Below are 18,409 nucleotides of genomic sequence, written 5' to 3' on the forward strand. Positions count from 1 at the left end.
GCTACCCATCCGGACATGTCTCCTTCCACTGCCTGTGAGGGGTGACAACCTCCCCGATGACCACACTATTCCGGGCACGGCGACGATTCCTGGACACGGCCGGTTCGTGAAACCATGGCTGCATGGCACAGCCGACGATCATGGCCGCGCCCGCTCGGCGCCCCAGCCCGCGGGCGAAACTGCTCTGGGCGCTCGGGCCCGCGATCGGCTGGGCACTCGTGGTGCTGGGCGAACTGGTCTGGATCGTCGTCGACGATCGGTATCGGGCGATCCAGGCCGCGGTCGTGGTGGCCACCCTGCTCGTGGCGGTATTCGTCTGCGTGGTGGTGCCGCTGTGGCGCTACAACGTTCATCGTTGGGAGATCACCGACGAGGCCGTCTACACCCGCACCGGCTGGATCACCCAGGAGAGTCGAGTCGCGCCGATCACGCGCGTGCAGACCGTCGACACCCATCGCGGACCGCTCGAGCGGCTGCTCGGATTGGCGACGGTCACGGTCACCACCGCCTCGTCGGCGGGCGCGGTGCGCATCACCGCACTGGATCTCGCGGTGGCCGAGCAGACGGTCACACGATTGACCGAGGTCGCGGCCGCGCATCGCGGAGACGCCACATGACCGACACGACCACCGCGGGCGGACAGTGGCAGCGTCTGGATGCTCGCATGCTGCTGGTACATCCCGTGCGCGAGGCGATCCGCTTCATTCCGGTGCTGATCGTGACCGTGGTCGTCGGCAGCCGCAGCGACAATCCCGGTTGGGGTCTGCTGGCGTTGGCGGTGATCGTCGCGCTGGCGCTGGGCCGCTGGTTCACCACGACGTATCGGATCGGGCCGGAGAATGTGCAGTTGCGGCGCGGGCTGCTGCAGCGGCGCACATTGACCGTGCCGCGCTCGCGAATTCGTTCGGTGGATGTGCACGCCGATCCGATGCACCGGATCCTGGGCCTGGCCGCGCTGACCATCGGCACCGGACAGCAGGCCGACCGCGAGGAGCGGTTCCATCTGGACGGGGTGGCCACCGGACAGGTGCCCGAACTGCGGGCGCTGCTGCTGTCGGATCGGCCCGAAGAGGCCGCACCCCAGGAGGTTTCCCAACCGTCGGCGCGGCCCGAGCCGGACGAGGGTGTGGATATCGCGCAGTGGCGACCGGCATGGGTGCGGTACGCCCCGCTGTCGCTGACCGGACTGGCCATTGTCGGCCCGATCGTGGGCCTGGCCCTCAAATACGGTGTGGCGCAAGTACTCGTGGATTCCCGGACCGTGCACGATCTGGGTGAGCGCGGTGCGGTCTTCCTCGCGATGCTGGCGCTCATCGGCATAGCGGCACTGCTCGTGGTGACCGCGCTCGCGGCCTGTATCCACTATCTGACCACCTATTTCGGGCTGAAGGTGCTCGACGACGGCAAGACCCTGCACATCCGCCACGGTCTGTTCACCACGCGGCAGACCACGTTGGATCTGGCCCGACTGCGCGGCGCGACGGTCAAGGAGCCGCTGCTGCTGCGCCTGGCCGGGGCCGCCGAACTCGAGGCCGTGATGACGGGTACCAGTCCGCGGCAGAAACTGCTGCCGCAGGCGCCGCGCGCGGCGGTCGAGCGCACCCTGGCCCGGCTGTTGAGCGGCGGGCGCGCGGCCCCGGGTGACGCGGCCGCACCGGCACTGGTCGAGCTGATTCCCCACGGCCCGCGCGCCCGACGCCGCCGCTACATGCGGACGCTGACCCCGGTCGCCGCGCTCGCTGTCGCGCTGATCGCCATATCCCTTGTGAGACCGGGCCTTCCGGGCTGGACCTGGATCGCGCTGGCCGGATTGTTCGCCGCGGCGATCCCGCTGGCCGAGGATCGCTATCGCGGTCTCGGGCACGCGGTGCTGCACGCCGACCCCACCTGGCTGATCACCCGCCACGGCTCCCTGGATCGCGATCGCGATTGCCTCGAGGCCCCCGGCATCATCGGCTGGACGGTCCGGCAGACCTTCTTCCAGCGCCGCGCGGGCCTGGCCACGCTGACCGCGGCCACCGCGGCGGGTAAGAAGCGCTACCACGTCGTCGACGTTCCGATCGAAAGAGCCTGGGCGATCATCGAATCGGTGACCCCGGCAGGAAAGTGAACTACATCACAATTCCCGAACCCGCTCGACTCATTAAGTAACTGCCGATTCTGATAGAACTCAGCAGGCGTCGAGAAGGGTGGAGTTCATGGAGGCGACGGCCGAGCAGCGGGCAGCGATGAGCGCGATCTGCGATACCTTCGTACCGGGCGACGGGCTGACCCTGCCGTCGGCGAGCGCGCTCGGTGCGGTCGATACGGTGTTCCGATTGCTGGCGCGCAGTCCGCGGGAGGCCGATCGCAAACAGCTGGCAATGTTGCTGGGGCTGTGGGACTCCCGCTTCGCGGGCTTGCTGCTCGGGGCGGGTCCGCGGCGGTTCTCGACACTGACGCCGCAGGAACGCGAACAGGCGCTGCTGCGGCTCGGCGATTCGCGACTGACGCCCGTGCGGGCGATCTTCCAGGCGTTGAAACAGGCTGCGCTGCTGGCCTACAACGTGACCCCCGGTCCGACGGGTACCAATCCGCTGTGGAAGGAGATCGGCTATCCGCCGCCGACGGGTCCGCTGCGTGAGGCTCCGCCACCACCGCTGAATCCGCTGCGGATCACCGAGGACACCACGCTCACCTGCGATGTCGTGATCGTCGGCTCGGGCGCCGGCGGCGGCGCGGCGGCCGCGGTACTGGCCGAGGCCGGCCTCGATGTGCTCGTGCTGGAACGCGGAAACTATTACGACGACCGGGATTTCGGCGCAGGCGAACTCGCCGCCCTGGAACAGCTCTACGCACCGGGAGCCAGTTCGGCGGAGGGACAGATCACGCTGGTCGCGGGCAGTTGCCTGGGCGGCGGCACGGTCGTCAACTGGAGCACCTCACTGCCCACCCCCGACGAGGTTCGCGCGGAGTGGGCGGCCCTGGGCGCGAGGCAGTTCGCCGAGGACGAGTACGGTTCCGCGCTCGCGGCGGTGCGGAACCGGTTGGCGGTCACCGACGATCGCTCACCGCTGTCGACGCGCGACGGCGTCCTCGAACGCGGGGCCCACGCCCTCGGCTGGGAGGTCGACGCGCTGCCGCGCAATGTCTCCGACGCCTGTGACGCCGGAATCGAATGCGGCCGTTGCGGTTACGGATGTCGCCTGGGCGCCAAGCGGTCGGTCGCCAAGACCTGGCTGGTCGATGCCGCCACACACGGGGCCCACTTGATCGTCGACGCCGACGTGCGCGCTATCGACGTGACGAATGCTCGCGCCCAAGGGGTTTCGGCGATCACCTCGACGGGCGCGCGGATCGAGGTACGCGCCCGCGCCGTCGTGGTCGCGGCGGGCGCGATTCAAACCCCCGCGCTGCTGCGTCGATCGGGTCTGCGCAACAAGAACATCGGCGCGCATCTGCGCCTGCATCCGGCCGCCGCGGTGTTCGGGGTGTTCGACGAGGAGATCCGGGCCTGGGAGGGCGCGCTGCAGGGCCGCATCTGCCGCCGCCACGCGAATCTGGACGGCGAGGGCCACGGCGTCATCTACGAGACCGGACCGATCCACCCGGGTATGGGCATCGGCTTCATGAGCTGGCGCGGCGCGGATCACCACCGCAACACCATGCTCGATCTGGCCCGCACCGCGGCGATCGGCGTCATCACCCGCGACCGCGACGCGGGCGTCGTCACGATCGACAAATCCGGCGAGCCGCTCGTGCGCTATCGGCTGTCGGACCGCGACGCCGCCCATCTGCACACCGGAATCACCGGCGCCGCAAGCATTCTCGAGGCCGCGGGGGCGCGCCGCATCTTCTCCGGACATCAGGCGGGGATCGACTACGAACCCGGCAGGCGCGGCACACACGCCGATTTCGCCGCCACCTGCCGGGCCGCCGGATACGGACCGGGACAGTGCGCGCTGGGCGCCCTGCACATCATGGGTTCGGCCCGGATGGGCGGTTCGCGGGACAGTTCGGCCACCGATCCGGACGGCGCGACCTGGGAGGTCGGCAATATCGTCGTCGCCGACGCCTCCTGTTTTCCCACCGCGTCCGGCGTCAATCCGATGATCTCGATCGAGGCGATAGCCTACATGAACGCGAAAAGGCTTGCGGGACGGTTGATCTAGCGCGCGAGGTCACCCACGGGCCGGAAACGCCCGCCGAAACAGATAGAACCCCGCGGGAACCAGACCGCAGGCCAGCAACAGCGGCGAGGCCCAGTTGTCGGTGAGCATCACATCGCCGCCGGGTCCCGCGGTGGAGCAGAACAGAAAGCCGAGCAACCACGCGACCAATGGCAACGACATCGCCGCCGGGCGGGCGACCACCGCGCCCATACCCGCGATCAGCGCGATGTTCACCAGCGCGGCCACGGCCGCGCTGATCGGAACGGGCGTACCGCCGATGTACAGCGGCAGGAACAGCACCTCCAGGGCCAGGGTCAGCAGGCCGTCCAGCACCAGCACAGCGGCCAGTACCGCGCCCAGCACCGACCATGCGAGCCCGCGCCCCTCGGCCGCGGCGGGCACCCGATCGATGGCCGCCGTCACGGCACCGGCGGGAAGCCGAGCAGCGTCAGCAACTGACTCTGCATAGCGACGAACCCGTGCAGCACCGCCAGATAGATCTCGTGCTGCATCTGGAAATACGGCTTCTGGCTTTCCACGAACGCCGCGATGGCGTCCTGCAGGGCCCAGTTGTACATGCGGGTCAGTCTATGCCAGGCGGCGGATATGCCCGCCAGCTCGGATCGAGCAGGGCCCACAGGTCGTGGGATGCGCGTGAAATGTCGGTGAAACCCTCGCCCAGCAGGCTTCCACCCGGTAACGGAAAACCCCACGGAGAGAACCGAAATGAAATCTGTCAGTCGTATTGCCGCAGCGTCGATCCTGGCGGCTGCCGCCTTCCTGATCAGCGTCCCCGCCGCCCAGGCGTACAATCTGCCGCGGGTGAACACCGGCAGCGCCGCCCCGGAGGCGGCCGGGCCGAACGGTCCCTTCGAACGGCTCAGCAGCTGCGAGGCCCGCGGCAATCAGGGTATGGCCAACGGTGAATGGGACGACTACGACTGCGTCGGTGGTCCCGGCGCCTGGTTCGTCCAGCCGAAGTAGTCCGCGGCGAATGCGCGGTCACGGCTGGGCAATGCCCGCGAACAGATCGTGTTCGCGCTTATCCGGTCCCACCGGACCCAGCCGGCCGCGCACCAGCAGGTAGTGCTCCTCGGGCAGGATGGGCTGGGCGACATTGTTCGACAGCGCGAACTCGCGGCCCGAGGCGGCGACGCTGACCTGGGTGGCGTGTGCCCGCAACGCGGCGCGTTTGGCGGCCAGAACATCGGAGACGTCGATTGTGGTGGTCACCGATTCGCTGGGCACGCAGGGCAATTCCCCCTCGGCGGGCAGCCGCCAGCCGGGGGGCAGCGCGCCCGGCAGCCGGTCCACCGTGCGGCGGGCCAGGGCCTCGGTGTGCAGGCGCAGCACCGAGGCGTCGGTGACGGTCCAGTACACCTTCGGTGCGGCCCAACCCTTTTCGGCCGCGGCGTCCACGGCGTCCATCGTGACGCGGTGTGCGCGAATATGATCCGGATGTCCGTAACCGCCGCGCGGATCGTAACCGATCACCACCTGCGGCCGGATCTCGAGCAGCAGCTCCACCAGGGCCTCGACCGCCGCCGGGCCGGAATCGACGAACGCCCGCGGATGCGTCGGTTCCATCGGCCGCGGATCGGCTGTCGTCCCGGACATTCCGGAATCGCGCCAGCGCCCGGCCCCGCCGAGGAACCGCGGCGGCCCCGCACCCAATTCGCCCAGCGCCCGGTCCAATTCGCCGATTCGAAAACCGCCCAGCTGATCGGCCTCGACGCTGATCAGCCGCGCCCACCGATCCCCGATCACCTCGCCCTCCTCGCCGAGGGTGCAGGTCACCACGGTCACCGGAACGCCGAGTCGGCGATAGTGCGCGATGGTGCCGCCGGTGGTGATGGTCTCGTCGTCGGGATGGGCGTGGACCAGCAGCAACCCGCCGACGGCGGGAGCGTCAGGCCCGGAGGCGGCAGCCTGAGTAACCATGGAGGGCCCGCGGACGCCGCGTCGAGCACCGCTCACGACAGCCGCCTCCAGGTGGCCGCGCCCGCGAACATGCCGATCTGGATGGATCCGCCGAGCGAGACTCCGTCCATGCGCGAACTGGCCGCGGCGACACCGGTGTCCTGCATGATCGGCAGCACGGTCGACAGATCCCACAGCTTGGGTTCGGCATCGCCGAGGGCCCTGGGCACATCGAGTCCGCGCAGCGCCGCGTCGATTGGCGGCTGCAATGTCGGATCGCAGACACCGGCGATATTGCTCGGCGCCTTGCGCATCGCGTCCAGCTGCGCGGCGTTCTCCTCGGCGCCCGTGGGCGGCGCGGGCGGCGGCGGGCAGCCGTAGCGCGAGGCCAGCCGCGTCGCGGCGTCCTCACCGGCCCGCTCCCAGCCGACGATCGCGTCGACGGTGCCGTCCAGCAGATCCTTGCCGTACAGCTCGTCGGCGGGCAGATTGCGCACGGTGGCGTCGATACCGGCACTGCGCAACTGATCCGCGGCGGTATTGGCGACCGCGAGCGTGGTCGGATCCTTGTCGACCGCGCCGATGCGCAGGGTCAGGGTCTTGCCGTTCTTGGCCAGCGGCCGCGGTTGTGGGGCGGGCGAGGTCGGCGAATTGCCCTGCGGCGGTTCGGGTGCGCGGCCGTAACCGGCCTCGGCGAGCAGCGCGAAGGCCTCCTCCACCGGCGGTCGCGGCGGCGCGGTCGGGGCGTAGCCGGGATCCGAGGGCGAAAGCACCTGGGCGCGAACCGGTTCCGCCCATGCGCCGGTCTGCGCGCCGACAGTAGCCAGCAGCGCCGGATCCAGCAGCGACAGCACGGCGTGGCGGACCCGGACGTCGGCGAGTTCACCGGTGCGGGCATTGAGAGCCAACTGCATTTCCCGCGCCTGGGCCATGACCGCGGTGCGCACCGCCGGAATCGCGGCCAGTTGCGATTGCAGCGCTACACCGCCGTGCACCAGTGCCATCTGCGCGTCGCCGGTACGCAGGGATTCGGCGAGCTGAGCGGCGGTTCCGCCACGTCGCAGCAGGATCTGATCCGGAATCGCGGGCGTGCCCCAGTACCGATCGTTGCGCTCGAGCAGGATCTCCTCGCGGCCGGAATCGGCCTGTTTGACCCGGAACTGCCCGCCGGAGATGGGGTTCTGATCGATCAGCCCGCGCTCCACGGCCAGCGCCCGCTGGAATCCACCGGGCTGATCCTTGAGCAGATGGGAGGGCAGCAGATCGGTGAACAGCTCCCGCCACGCCGGATACGGCCCGTTCATGGTGACGGTCACCGTCTTACCGCCCTCGGAGGAGGCGACATCGGCGATCAGCCGATAACCCGCCGGATCGACCACACCCGGCTGGGTGATCATCTGCTGCCACAGATAGCGGAAGTCCTCCGCGGCGATCGGCGCGCCGTCGGACCAGGAGGCCTGGTTCTGCAGCTTGTAGGTGATCGTGAACGGTTCCTGCGCGGTCACATCGGCCGAGACCATCAGCGAGTTGTCCGGCACCCAGTCGGTCACCCCCGGCGGCGCGGGCGGGGCCGCGGGCGCCGGTTTGAACGGGCTCGGAAACACCATCGAGGCAACGGCATTCGTCGCGGGAGACTGATTCGAGCGCAGATGCGGATTGAATCCGATCCCGATGTCGTCGACCGCCACCACCACGGTGCTCTTGGTGGGCTTGGCGGGCGTCGTCTTCGGACTGTCGGTGCTCTCGATCGGTGGCGGCGGATTCGCGGTGCATCCGGCGAGCACTGTCACCAGCGTCGCCACAACAACCACCACGCGCACCGTCGCGCGAGTTACTGCCCCCGGCATCACGCTGGGCACTCTACCGTCCTGTAGTCGTCGTTCGATTCGCCCCGGGTCGCTCCACAGACAACCGTGCCCGGGTGGGATACCCGGGCACGATCGGTGGATTACGCGTTCTGCGCGGCGCGGTCGCGGGCCTTGCGGCGCGAGACCTCGCGGGCGCGCTCGGTGGCGTTCAGGATGACCTTGCGCACCCGGACCACGTTCGGGCCGACCTCGACGCATTCGTCGCCGGCGCAGAACTCCAGCGCGCCTTCCAGATCCAGCACCATCGGCTTGGCCAGGGTCTCCAGCACGTCTCCGGTGGCGCTGCGCATATTGGTCAGCTTCTTCTCGCGGGTGACGTTGATGTCGAGGTCCTCCGCGCGCGGGTTGATGCCCACGACCATGCCCTCGTAGGTGTCCGCGCCCGGCTCCACGAAGAAGGTGCCGCGATCGGCCAGCTGCGCCATGGCGTAACCGGTGACGCTGCCCGCGCGGTCGGATACCAGCGAACCGGTGTGCCGGGCGCGGATCTCACCGGCCCACGGCGCGTAGCCGTGCGAGACGGCGTTGGCGATACCGGTACCGCGGGTGTCGGTCAGGAAGTCGGTGCGGAAACCGATCAGACCGCGCGAGGGCACGATGAATTCCATGCGGACCCAACCGGATCCGTGGTTGGTCATCTGCACCATCTTGCCCTTGCGGGCGGCCAGCAGCTGGGTGATCGCGCCCAGATGCTCCTCGGGCACGTCGACGGTGAGCTCCTCGAAGGGCTCGTGCACCTTGCCGTCGACCAGATGGGTGACCACCTGCGGCTTGCCGACGGTCAGCTCGAAACCCTCGCGGCGCATGGTCTCCACCAGAATGGCCAGCGCCAGCTCACCGCGGCCCTGCACCTCCCAGGTGTCGGGGCGCTCGGTGTTGAGCACGCGCAGCGAGACGTTGCCGACCAGTTCCTGATCCAGGCGCGCCTTCACCATGCGGGCGGTCAGCTTGGTGCCGCCGTTGCGTCCGGCCAGCGGCGAGGTGTTGATACCGATGGTGACCGAGATCGCGGGCTGATCGACCGTGATGCGCGGCAGCGCCACGGGATTCTCCGGATCTGCCAGGGTGTCGCCGATCATGATCTCCGGAATTCCGGCGACCGCGACGATATCGCCCGCCACGGCCTCCTCGGCCGGATTGCGTTCGACGCCAACGGTCTTGAGCAGTTCGGTGATCTTCACCGTCTTGGTGCCCTCGGCGCTCATCCAGGCCACGTTCTGGCCCTTGCGCAGGGTGCCGTTGTGCACGCGCAGCAGGGCGAGACGACCCAGGAACGGGGAGGCGTCGAGGTTGGTGACGTGGGCCTGCAGCGGCGCGGTCGCATCGCCCTTGGGGGCGGGGATGTAGTTCATCAGAATCTCGAACAGCGCGTCGAGGTTCTCCGCGTCGGGGGCACTGCCGTTCTCCGGGCGGGTCGTGGAAGCCTTGCCCTCGCGGCCGGAGGCGTAGAGCACCGGTAGGTCCAGCGCGAGTTCGGCGGCCTCGGCGGCCTCGTCGTCCAGATCCGAGGCCAGATCCAGCAGCAGGTCGTGACTCTCCTCGACGACCTCGGCGATCCGCGCGTCGGGACGGTCGGTCTTGTTGACCACCAGGATCACCGGCAGCGAGGCGGCCAGCGCCTTGCGCAGCACGAACCGGGTCTGCGGCAGCGGGCCCTCGGACGCGTCGACCAGCAGCACGACACCGTCGACCATGGACAGGCCGCGCTCGACCTCACCGCCGAAGTCGGCGTGGCCGGGGGTGTCGATGACGTTGATCACAGTGACGCTGCCATCGGGGTTGTGGCGGTGCACGGCGGTGTTCTTGGCGAGAATGGTGATGCCCTTCTCGCGCTCGAGATCGCCGGAATCCATCACACGATCGACGGGCTCGGCCCGCTCGGCGAACGCACCGGACTGCCTGAGCATGGCATCGACCAGCGTCGTCTTGCCGTGGTCGACGTGCGCAACGATGGCCACGTTACGGAACTCGACAGACGACACGTTTGATTCCTCCTGCTGAATGGGGTGGTGCGGCCGACCCTCGCCGTAGAGGGGACGAGCTTGCGGCCAGCTACACAGTACCGAAATTCGGGTGGCCACCAATTTCCGGGCATTGCTATTAGGGTATGCTTACCTACTATGGGCAAGGTCAAGGCGAAGAAGGTTTCGAGCCTCAAGCCGAAGAAGAAGTGCTGTCGCAAGTCGACGCGCTGTGTGAAGTGCCCTGTCGTCATCATGCGGATGAAGAAGGCCGAAGCCGCTGGTTGCTGCGGTAAGGATCTGAAGAAGGCCCTCAAGCAGGCGCGTGCGGCATAGTCCGTGGGGTAGAACGTGGGTATGAGTACGCCATTGCTCACCGACGACGAATTGGCCACCGCGCTGAAGGACCTCCCCGACTGGACCCATACCGGCGATTCCATCGCCCGGACAGTCGAGGCCCCGACCTTCCTGGCCGGCATCGAACTGGTCCGCAAGGTCGCCGCCGCGGCCGAGGAGGCCAATCACCACCCCGATATCGACATCCGCTGGCGGCGGGTCGGTTTCACCCTGTCCACCCACGACTCGAACGGTCTCACCCGGCTGGACGTGGAGCTGGCACACGAGATCGATCGCCTGGCTCGGCAGAGCTAGCGCCCTCGGCTTCGGGCCCGGGCGTCGTGCGCCGGGGCCCGACCCGAACGATCCAGATCAGCAGCGCCAGTACGCCGATCACGTCGACCGTGCCCAGCCACGACAGGATCGCGGGCCGGGAGATCTCCCAGATGGTCGGCTGGAAGAACGAGAGAATCCACGGCACGCCCACCAGCGTGGTGACCAACCAGTACCCCGCCAGCACGCGCGCACCGGCCACCGCGCGCAGCGGGCCGTAGAGCAGCCACAGGATCAGCGGCAGCAGCCACACGAAGTGATGCGACCAGGAGATGGGCGAGACCATCAGTCCGAACAGCTGCACCACCAGCAGCTGACCCAGCCGGTCGTCGAATGCCAGGGCGCGCCAGGCGAATACGGACAGCACCGTGATCACCGCGACCGCGGCCAGCCACCACGGCCCGAACGGGATCCGATGGCCCGCGAGGGTCCAGGGCGATCCGGCGTCATGGCCGAGCAGCCGGCTCAGCGCGCCGCGCAGCGATTGATTCCACACCGAGCCGACCGGCCCGATCCGATGCGCGTCGCCCAGCAGCGGCCCGAAGTAGGTGCGCGTCTCCCCCGCCGAGATCAGGAAGCTGAGTCCGATGGTCGCGCCGAACACCGCCGCCGAACACAGCACGGCCGCCCAGCGTCGCCGGGCGGCGAGATAGAAGCCGGTAACGGCCGGGGTCAGTTTCACCCCCGCCGCGATGCCGACCAGCAGGCCCGACAGCCACCAGCGCGTGGAGTAGGCCGCGATCATCCCGGCGAGCACCAGGAAGACATTGACCTGTCCGTAGTCGATGGTCGTGCGTACCGGTTCGAGCCAGAGCCCGACCGCGGTCCAGCCGATCGCCGCGGTGCGCCAGCGGCTTTCGCGCGCGGCCTCGCCGAGCAGCATCGAGAGCGCGATCCGAACGACCGCGTACAGCGCCGCCACGATCAGCAGCAGCCAGCCGATCGCCACCACCGTGAACGGTAGATAGTGCAGCGGATAGAACAGCACCGCGGCGAAGGGCGGATAGGTGAACGGCAGCGGAAAGTCCGGTGTCTTCTCCGAATAGGTGAAGTCGTACAGATGTCCGGTGCCCAGATCGGCCGCGCCGCCGACGTAGACGTGCAGATCGACCAGATTCATGCCGTTGGGCGCGAGCGTCATCCACAGCAGCCGGATCAGTACCGACACACCCAGCGCGGCAACGGCTGCGCGACGTCCGCCGAGGATCGATCGCAGATTTCGAGTCACGGCGCGCAAGCTTTCGGGTCGGGTGCCGGGCCTGGACAAGATTAGCGGCGCGAGCGTACCGGAACTAAGCCGACCGACACATTTGTAACACTTGCATCTCTAATCACTCCAGTCACACCGAGTAGGGCTATCTTCTGATAACGCGCCGACCAGTTTGATTACTCGCCCAACGACTGCAGGCAAGATCACACCACGGCTGTACAACACAGATCTCGATCCCTAGAGTGACGCGCAGCGATGCGCGCCGTATCGCCGACGTTGATGTACCCGAGGGTAAGGACGGCTACACCAGTGCTTCGCAGCAGAGGAACGCGGTTCGCATTGTCCGTGCTGGCCCTGACGGCCGGCACCGCCCTTGCCGCGTCGACGACCGCAGTCGCCGCCCCCGCACCGAAGCCCCAGGAATCCGCGACGGTTCCGCTGGTGCCCGAGGGTGTTCCGGTCGACGCGCTGGCGGCCCTGGCCCCGGCCATCGTCGGCGCGGCCGCCCAGAACATCGCGTCGCCGGGTCAGCAGACCATCCTCGATCAGGCCGAGGCGATTCTCGATTCGGCGGGTCTGCCGCCGCAAATCAAGAAGACCCTGCAGGCCATCATCGCGTTCCTCACCGGTAGCAACGGCGGCGGTCCGGACATCCCGAAGAACGGCCCGACCATCGCGCAGTTCCTCTACCCGAGCATCGGCCGCGGCTGCATCGGTCCCGGCGCCGATTCGGTCGGCACCGCGCTGGCCGTCCCCGGCCCCGCCGAACTACCCCCGCCGGGCCCGCAGGCCAACCAGGCCGGCTTCGTCTTCACCGCCCTGGGCACCAAAGGTCTGACGCCGCAACAGAACGCGCCGATGACCGTCCAGTGGTTCAACATCGACACCCAGCGCGGGGGCACCCTGGCGCTGACCGACGAGGCCCACATCAACCCCGACGGCCCGGCCACCCTGACCGCGATCGCCGATACCGGCCCCGGCCGCATCGTCGCCGTCGTCGCGGGCTCCCTGACCACCCAGCCCGCCGCCGACCAGCCCCCCATCACCTGCTCCTTCCTCCCCACCCTGGGCTTCTTCACCGTCGCCCCGGGCGCCCCCCAGCAGGTCTCGGCCCGGGCTCCCCAAGCCCCGGCCCCCCAACCGGCCTCCGCCCCGCAGCACTGAGCCGCAAGCGAACTTCAGCCGCGCCCAGCCCCGGCAGGGCGCGGCTTTCTTTCACCGCCTCCACCGGGCCGAGGTCGGGCCCTCTCGCACGAAGCTTGGGGGCTGGCCCGCACTTGTTTCTCGGCTAGGACCGGGCCTCATCCTTCCTCGGCTGGGACCGGTCTAATCTTTCCTCGGCTAGGACCGGGCCTCATCCTTCCTCGGCTGGGACCGGTCTAATCTTTCCTCGGCTAGGACCGGGCCTTATCCTCCCTCGGCTGGGACCAGGCCTTATCTTTTACTCGGCTGGGGGCCAGGCCTAATCTTTTCCTCGACGGACGCGGAGCGGACGTCGAGGACCCCTTACCGGCGCACGCCCGACACTCCGGACATTTCGTCTCGAACGTCCGCGATGGCGCGTTCGCTGTGGTAGACCGCTATCTATGGCGACTGTCGATCAGATCGAACGGTCAGCAGCCCGGCCCTCGCGCCGGTCGGTGATGTCGCGTCGCTCCTATCGGTCGGTGCTGTCGACCAGATCCCATCGCTCGGTGCTGTCGATTCGCTCGGAGGGTTCGATCCTCTCGATCGGATCGGCCTACTCCGTCCTGTCGATCGGCAGCGTGGGTTCGGTGCTGTCGGTCGGATCGGCGGGATCGTTCTTCAGTCTCGGCTCGGCCTTCTCCGGCCTGTCGCGCTGGTCGCTGCTGTCATGGATGGGCAACCGCGAGGCCCCGGAGATCCGTCCGGCGCTGCGCGTGGTCCCGAGGGAACCGGATCCGACCATGGACCCGATCCTGCACTGCCAGACCTAGTTCACCACTGGCCGTACTGCGGCGTCAGGATCGCGTTGACGTCGACGCCGATCCCGTCGAGGGTGCGCTTATCGATCTCGAACTGGTGCAGATGCGCCGCGGGGTGGACATAACCCTTCGGGGTGCCCCAATTGTGCTGCCAGAACCAGGAACCCAGCCCGGCCGCACGGACCCAGTCGATGGTCGGCGAATTGGCGTAGACGCCGACATTCGCCTTGCCGATCACGGCCTGCCAGCCCAGCAGATAGGGCGCGATCATGGCGCCGAAATCGGCCGCGGTGGGATTGTCATCGATGGCGGCGTAGATCGGCACGCCGTCGGGACCACCCGCCTGCTTGTGCAGCTTCAGCGCCTGATCGGCATGGTATTTACCGGCTTCCAGCCCACCGCGCCAATCGGCCGTGGGCCCCTTGCCGAACTGATAGCAGGACACGATGGCGAGCCCGGCCCCGTGCAGCGCGTCGACCTCGTTGGCCTGCAACGGCTTTCCGGCCATCCACTCCGCCCCGGGCCGCCGTTCGGAAACGTAGCGGATCACCCCCGCGTGGCCCGCCGCGCGGATCGCATCGGCGCCGGGCACCCCACCCGCGTAGTCCAGCAGCGTGCCGAGTTCGGCGCGTTCGGCCGACGCCGCGGGGGCCACGGCCGCCACACCGGCTGCCAGGGCCGCGCCCGCGGCACACCCGAACAGGGTCCGCCGGGACATCGGATCCGAACGCATCGACGACCTCCTTCACGCGGTTACCACGGCAGGAAAATCCCCGGCGCGCCTTCCCCGACGACATCGCCGATGTCATCCGCGCGCCGGGAGCCTCGAATGTCAACTCATTTCACCACATGCACACCCGAACCGCCAGGCTCACAGGACACATCAACACCACAAGTCACACCGAGGTCTTGCCGATCTTGTCCAATCGCGCCGCCACATCGATCGTCCGCCCGGACGGATCGGCCAACTCGCCCCGAATGACCCGCGCCACCTGCACCGCGATCTGTTTGCGAATACCGCCGACCGCGCCCAGCGCCTTGGCCCGCCAGCCCTCGGCCGCCAGATCGACCCTCACATCCAGCGCGGACGGCGGCGTCGCATCGATCACGATCAACAGCGGATCGGCCGCCCGGGCCACGAGTCGCACCGGAATCTCCACCTCGGCCCGATAACGATTGGCCTTGAGCACATCGACGGTGATGTCGAGCCCCACCGGCACGGCCAGATCGAACGACACCGGATCCACACCCTCGCGCTCGGTCAGCCGCGGCACCCGCACGGTGCCCTTCACCTCCACCGTCGCCGCTTCGCGCGGTCCGGTATGGATCGGGCCGACCTCGATACTGCGCCCGGCCAATCCCTCGACCACCTCGCGCACCCGCGCGGCGGTGACGATGCGCGGGAAGAACCGCCGCCCGAATTCGGCATAGTCGATCCAGTCGAACCGCTCCTGGGAAAGATGTTCGGAACGAACGCCGTTCATGATCGCCTCGACGTCGAAGACCCGCGCCCGCCGCGCACCCGGATCGGCGAGCATGCCGTTGAGCCGCCCGGCGACCTCGCGCTGCACCAGCGCCGCGATCGGATCCAGCAGCAGTTCGAAGGCCGCGCCCACCGCCTGGGCCCGCATGACGAAACTGACGTCGCGCGAACCGATCCGCGGGATATCGATGACGATCAGCAGCGGATCCGCGGTCCTCGCGTGCAGGGTGAGATCGATCTCGACCACCGCCTCCAGCCGCAGCCGCTGCCCGCCCAGGGTCACGGTCACGTGCAGGGTCACGGGCAACCGGACCTCGAAGGTGACATTCGGCCCGCTGCGCGCGATGACCGGCTTGCCGACACTGCCCTCGGCGACGAATCCCGCCAGCCCGGCGGGGCCGATGGAGAACGGCCCGAGGGTTATTCCGCGCCCGGCCATTCCGGACACCGCGGATTCGATGCGCTCCGGCGTCACCGCGTGCCGGACGAAACGTTCACCGAATTCGCCGTAGTCGATCCACGTCGGATCGTATTCGCTGTGCTCTGGCATGAGATCGGGGTCGCCCTTCGGCTCTCGCGTCGGTTGGATCCGAGCGTAAGCGATTGCGATGCAAGTCCCCGTCCTGCCGATGAGGGGGCAGCAGGACAGGGACCGCGACGGCGGCGCTGCCGGGCACCGCCGGGTTTATCGTAGGGCGCGGCGCACACAGGCGCCCTCCCCCGTCAGTCCAGTTATCACCCCGCGGGGCGGATACGTTTCACAGACGACCGGAACCGACGATACCCGGTACCGACGCTCGTTCGTAGTGGTGAATTCCGATGCCGCCCCGTTCGTTTGCGCCGATTGCCACCGAATCGTCGGCGGCGATACCGGGCACGACGGCGGCGTACCGGTCGAACGGGCTGGTAGAGGCATATGGGACCATGGCCTCGATACCCGTATTCGACCGTCGCGCGGCGCTCGGACGCCACGAAATATTGGCCGAATCGTTCCTTGCCGCGCTTGTGACATACGCCCGGAAAATCCCTCGCCACACACCGCCGCGCCGATACACTCAGCCCGCTCGGACGCCGCGAAGTGGGAGGTCGGCACCTGAACACGTTGTGGACCTTCGTGGTCGACCACCGCAGTCAGCTGCTCGTCGATTCCTATCTGCATGTCTCCGCGGTCGTTCAGGCGGTCGTGCTCGCGACCGTGATCGCGGTGCTCGTGGGAGTCGCGGTGCAGCACAGTCCGTGGGGTTCGGCGCTGTCGACCGCGGTGGCAAGCATCATTCTGACCGTGCCCTCGTTCGCGCTGCTGGGCATTCTCATCCCGATCATGGGCCTGGGCGTGCGGCCGACGGTCACCGCGCTGGTGCTCTACGCGCTGCTGCCGATTCTGCGCAATACGATCGTGGGTCTCGCGGGCGTCGATCCGGCCATCAGCGATGCCGCGCGCGGTGCGGGGATGAACCGGCTGCGGGTGCTCGGCCGCATCGAACTGCCGCTGGCGTGGCCGTCGATTCTGGCCGGGATGCGGATCAGCACGCAGATGATCATGGGCATCCTCGCCATGGCCGCCTATGCCAAGGGGCCCGGGCTGGGCAATCTCATCTTCTCCGGGCTGGCTCGCCTCGGCAGCCCGACCGCGGTTCCGCAGGCGCTCACCGGAACCGTGCTGATCATCGTGCTGGCCCTGCTGCTGGACGGCGTACTCGTACTCGTCGGCCGGCTCACCACGAGGGGAATCCGTGACTGACAACGAACGGGCCGAGATCGTGCTGGATTCGGTCTCCAAACGCTATCCCGGACAGCGGGATCCGGCGGTCGACGATATCTCGATGACCATCGCGGCCGGTGAGATCGTGGTGCTGGTGGGCCCGTCGGGCTGCGGTAAGACGACGACGATGCGCATGATCAACCGACTGATCGAGCCGAGTTCGGGCGTCATCACCATCGCCGGGCGCGATATCACCCGGATGAATCCGGATCTGCTGCGCCGCGGGATCGGATATTCGATTCAGCAGGCCGGACTGTTCCCGCATCTGACGGTCGCGCGCAATATCGCCACGGTGCCCGGGCTGCTGGGCTGGGACCGCAAGCGCATCGCCGCGCGGGTGGACGAGATGCTCGCGCTGGTCGGGCTGGATCCGGATACCTTCCGCGGCCGCTATCCCCGGCAGCTGTCGGGCGGACAGCAGCAGCGCGTGGGCGTGGCGCGCGCGTTGGCCGCCGACCCACCGGTACTGCTGATGGACGAGCCGTTCGGCGCGGTCGATCCGATCACCCGCGGCGCGCTGCAGGACGAATTGCTGCGCCTGCAAGCCGAATTGCACAAGACCATCGTCTTCGTCACCCACGACTTCAACGAGGCGGTCAAACTCGGCGACCGGATCGCGGTCCTGGGCAATCAGTCCCGCATCCTCCAGTACGACACCCCCGCGGCGATCCTCACCGAGCCCGCCGACGAGACGGTGGCGGGTTTCGTCGGCGCCGACGCCGCCCTCAAACAGCTCACCCTCGTCCGAGTGAGCGAAACCGAACTCGCCGACTGCCCCACCATCCTCGAATCCGACCCACTCGACACCGCCCGAGCGGCCCTCGCCACCCAGGACTGGGGCCTGATCCTCGACGCCACCCGCCGCCCCCTGCGCTGGATCTCCAAACCCCAACTCACCCAAGCCACCACCCTCCACAACCTCGGCCTCCCCGTAACCGGCACCGTCCCCCTGCGAGCCACCCTCCAACAGGCCCTGGAAACCCTCCTCGCCGAATCCAACGCCAACGCCGTGGTAACCGGCCCCCACGGCGAATACCTGGGCCTCGTCACAATCGACACCTTGGTCACCCACCTCTCCGAACTCCGCGCCGAACACACCAGCGCCCCATCCCCTTCGGAGCCCCAACCATGACCAACCCCCCACCGCACCCGACCCACGCATTCCCGCCGCAGAGCACGACCCGCCTGTTGCCTCCGCCGAGCACGACCCACACGTCCCCGCCACCGAGCACAACCCACCTGTTCCCTCCGCCGAGCACGACCCACACGTCCCCGCCACCGAGCACAACCCACCTGTTCCCTCCGCCGAGCACGACCCACACGTCCCCGCCACCGAGCACAACCCACCTGTTCCCTCCGCCGAGCACGACCCACACGTCCCCGCCACCGAGCACAACCCGCACGATCCCTCTGCCGAGCACGGCCCATCTGTTCCCCCC

The 18,409-nt window shown here is 68.4% G+C and carries 18 protein-coding genes; 10 read left to right on the plus strand and 8 right to left on the minus strand.

What is annotated here, in order from left to right; genetic code table 11:
- Positions 1 to 122: 122 nt before the first annotated feature.
- The 3 genes from NP4_RS23775 to NP4_RS23785 all read left to right on the plus strand — a co-directional run bounded on the left by NP4_RS23775 (position 123) and on the right by NP4_RS23785 (position 4,151).
- Positions 123 to 617, plus strand: a complete 495-nt coding sequence (locus tag NP4_RS23775; RefSeq protein ID WP_068001829.1) for a PH domain-containing protein — start codon at positions 123 to 125, stop codon at positions 615 to 617.
- The gene (locus NP4_RS23780; protein WP_068001830.1) at positions 614 to 2,110 is read left to right on the plus strand and encodes a PH domain-containing protein; all 1,497 of its coding nucleotides are present in this window, start codon (positions 614 to 616) and stop codon (positions 2,108 to 2,110) included. The genes NP4_RS23775 and NP4_RS23780 overlap by 4 nt, the downstream gene beginning before the upstream one ends.
- A gap of 88 nt (positions 2,111 to 2,198) precedes the next feature.
- Positions 2,199 to 4,151, plus strand: a complete 1,953-nt coding sequence (locus tag NP4_RS23785) for a GMC family oxidoreductase N-terminal domain-containing protein (protein ID WP_068002115.1) — start codon at positions 2,199 to 2,201, stop codon at positions 4,149 to 4,151.
- 9 nt (positions 4,152 to 4,160) lie between these two features.
- Here NP4_RS23785 and NP4_RS23790 read toward each other — a convergent pair whose 3' ends face one another.
- Together NP4_RS23790 and NP4_RS41725 are read right to left on the minus strand one after the other, a co-directional pair.
- A complete protein-coding gene (locus NP4_RS23790; RefSeq protein ID WP_082876168.1) occupies positions 4,161 to 4,574 on the minus strand; it encodes a hypothetical protein in 414 nt (137 codons plus the stop codon).
- Positions 4,571 to 4,729 carry a hypothetical protein gene (locus NP4_RS41725; RefSeq protein ID WP_169813796.1) on the minus strand — a complete coding sequence of 53 codons (159 nt, stop codon included), beginning with the start codon at positions 4,727 to 4,729 and terminating at the stop codon, positions 4,571 to 4,573. The genes NP4_RS23790 and NP4_RS41725 overlap by 4 nt, the downstream gene beginning before the upstream one ends.
- A 148-nt stretch (positions 4,730 to 4,877) precedes the next feature.
- Between NP4_RS41725 and NP4_RS23795 the strand changes: the two genes are divergently transcribed.
- The gene (locus tag NP4_RS23795; RefSeq protein WP_068001833.1) at positions 4,878 to 5,135 is read left to right on the plus strand and encodes a hypothetical protein; all 258 of its coding nucleotides are present in this window, start codon (positions 4,878 to 4,880) and stop codon (positions 5,133 to 5,135) included.
- 18 nt (positions 5,136 to 5,153) lie between these two features.
- Here NP4_RS23795 and mshB read toward each other — a convergent pair whose 3' ends face one another.
- From mshB to typA, 3 genes are all read right to left on the minus strand, one after another.
- A complete protein-coding gene (gene mshB, locus NP4_RS23800; RefSeq protein ID WP_068001836.1) occupies positions 5,154 to 6,092 on the minus strand; it encodes an N-acetyl-1-D-myo-inositol-2-amino-2-deoxy-alpha-D-glucopyranoside deacetylase in 939 nt (312 codons plus the stop codon).
- A gap of 32 nt (positions 6,093 to 6,124) precedes the next feature.
- A complete protein-coding gene (locus tag NP4_RS23805) occupies positions 6,125 to 7,918 on the minus strand; it encodes an ABC transporter family substrate-binding protein (RefSeq protein ID WP_068001838.1) in 1,794 nt (597 codons plus the stop codon).
- Between the two features lie 101 nt (positions 7,919 to 8,019).
- Positions 8,020 to 9,921 carry a translational GTPase TypA gene (gene typA, locus NP4_RS23810; protein ID WP_068001841.1) on the minus strand — a complete coding sequence of 634 codons (1,902 nt, stop codon included), beginning with the start codon at positions 9,919 to 9,921 and terminating at the stop codon, positions 8,020 to 8,022.
- Between the two features lie 138 nt (positions 9,922 to 10,059).
- Between typA and NP4_RS41730 the strand changes: the two genes are divergently transcribed.
- Positions 10,060 to 10,236: a hypothetical protein gene (locus NP4_RS41730; protein WP_169813797.1), complete on the plus strand. Its 177-nt coding sequence runs from the start codon at positions 10,060 to 10,062 to the stop codon at positions 10,234 to 10,236.
- 21 nt (positions 10,237 to 10,257) lie between these two features.
- Positions 10,258 to 10,551 (plus strand): 4a-hydroxytetrahydrobiopterin dehydratase, encoded by a 294-nt coding sequence (locus tag NP4_RS23815; protein WP_068001844.1) that lies wholly within the window; start codon positions 10,258 to 10,260, stop codon positions 10,549 to 10,551.
- Here the strand turns inward: NP4_RS23815 and NP4_RS23820 are convergent.
- Positions 10,493 to 11,797 (minus strand): mannosyltransferase, encoded by a 1,305-nt coding sequence (locus NP4_RS23820; RefSeq protein WP_245996842.1) that lies wholly within the window; start codon positions 11,795 to 11,797, stop codon positions 10,493 to 10,495. The genes NP4_RS23815 and NP4_RS23820 overlap by 59 nt on opposite strands.
- 291 nt (positions 11,798 to 12,088) lie before the next feature.
- Between NP4_RS23820 and NP4_RS23825 the strand changes: the two genes are divergently transcribed.
- Positions 12,089 to 12,943, plus strand: coding sequence for an Rv1157c family protein (locus NP4_RS23825; protein WP_245996841.1), 855 nt, complete (start codon positions 12,089 to 12,091; stop codon positions 12,941 to 12,943).
- Between the two features lie 479 nt (positions 12,944 to 13,422).
- Complete coding sequence (locus NP4_RS23830) at positions 13,423 to 13,737, plus strand: hypothetical protein (RefSeq protein WP_068001852.1); 315 nt, start codon at positions 13,423 to 13,425, stop codon at positions 13,735 to 13,737.
- Between the two features lies 1 nt (position 13,738).
- Here the strand turns inward: NP4_RS23830 and NP4_RS23835 are convergent, their stop codons facing one another.
- Entirely contained in the window at positions 13,739 to 14,458 is a 720-nt protein-coding gene (locus NP4_RS23835) for a DUF1906 domain-containing protein (RefSeq protein WP_068001855.1), read from the minus strand.
- Positions 14,459 to 14,621: 163 nt separating this feature from the next.
- A complete protein-coding gene (locus NP4_RS23840; RefSeq protein ID WP_068001858.1) occupies positions 14,622 to 15,758 on the minus strand; it encodes a hypothetical protein in 1,137 nt (378 codons plus the stop codon).
- A gap of 543 nt (positions 15,759 to 16,301) precedes the next feature.
- On the opposite strand from NP4_RS23840, the gene NP4_RS23845 reads away from it, so the two are divergent.
- Positions 16,302 to 16,949 (plus strand): ABC transporter permease, encoded by a 648-nt coding sequence (locus NP4_RS23845; RefSeq protein ID WP_068002123.1) that lies wholly within the window; start codon positions 16,302 to 16,304, stop codon positions 16,947 to 16,949.
- A complete protein-coding gene (locus NP4_RS23850) occupies positions 16,942 to 18,102 on the plus strand; it encodes an ABC transporter ATP-binding protein (protein ID WP_068001861.1) in 1,161 nt (386 codons plus the stop codon). The genes NP4_RS23845 and NP4_RS23850 overlap by 8 nt, the downstream gene beginning before the upstream one ends.
- Positions 18,103 to 18,409 lie beyond the last annotated feature (307 nt).

The sequence above is a fragment of the Nocardia pseudobrasiliensis NBRC 108224 genome, from assembly GCF_001613105.1.
Lineage (GTDB): Bacteria > Actinomycetota > Actinomycetes > Mycobacteriales > Mycobacteriaceae > Nocardia > Nocardia pseudobrasiliensis.